The organism is Vibrio sp. 2134-1 (assembly GCF_033339495.1).
The window spans coordinates 1-872 of record NZ_JAWOUS010000236.1; the positions used below are offsets into that span (position 1 = coordinate 1).

The following is an 872-nucleotide window of genomic DNA, read 5'->3' on the forward strand; positions in this document are numbered from 1 at the left end:
TAAGCGCGACTGTGATTGGTTTTGTACGCTGTGGGTTCGTAACTGCTGGTGGATGCACAGCCAGATAGAGCTGCTACAGCCAGAGCCACGGTGGTGATTAAAGCCTTTTTCATGTTGTTCTCCGTTCTTACCTGAGTTGAATCTGATTTACTTCGATAATATCACGGCATCAAAAAATGCAACCATAAAAGACAAAAAAAAGCCCCTCGGGCGAGGGGCAAAGGTTTGGGCTGGGTTATGCTGCTTTTGTTTTCTCGGCTTCGTCTGCGATTTCCTTGTCGCCGGTTGCAGATTCCGGAGCGGCTTCGGCCACTTCACCTTCTTTGCCTTTGCTGTGGGCGGAAATGCGAGCCCGTTTCTCGATGCCGATGATTCGACCGGCCAGCTTGATGAGGCGTTGCTGCCATTGGTAAGTGGCGTCGGTGCGCTGCTTGCTGGTCAGTACGGTGTTCAGCCAGAGAGTGTCAACGATCCCCATCAGGGTATCCAGTTTGCGGATCAGGTGTGCAAACTGAGCAACCTGAGGAGAGTTGATCTCGATGGTGTATTCATTCGGGTTGGTGTAGCCGGGCATCATGTCGATGCCGTTGTCTTCCATCAGCTTGTTGAGCTGGGCGGTAGCTTTGTCCAGGTCTTCGGAGACCTTGGAAATGTGTTCCAGGATGACGGTTTCAACCTGGTCGATTTCGTCCTGCTCACCGATGATGCGAAGGATCACGTCGATGGAGAACAGGGAGTTGGAAACTCGCTCAAAGCTGCGTTCCATGACGCGCTGAGCTTGGAGGCTGTTTACTTTCAGAACTTGCTTGAAAACAGGGCGAGAGTAGTGGTTGCTGCGGTCGTTGTTTGTGTCCAGTGCTACTTGTGCTTCT

At 51.9% G+C, this 872-nt stretch carries 1 protein-coding gene; it reads right to left on the reverse strand.

Annotated features, from left to right (window positions below; all coding sequences use genetic code 11):
• Positions 1-235: 235 nt before the first annotated feature.
• A complete protein-coding gene (locus R7R78_RS25160; RefSeq protein WP_225474506.1) occupies positions 236-856 on the reverse strand; it encodes a hypothetical protein in 621 nt (206 codons plus the stop codon).
• Positions 857-872: the final 16 nt, after the last annotated feature.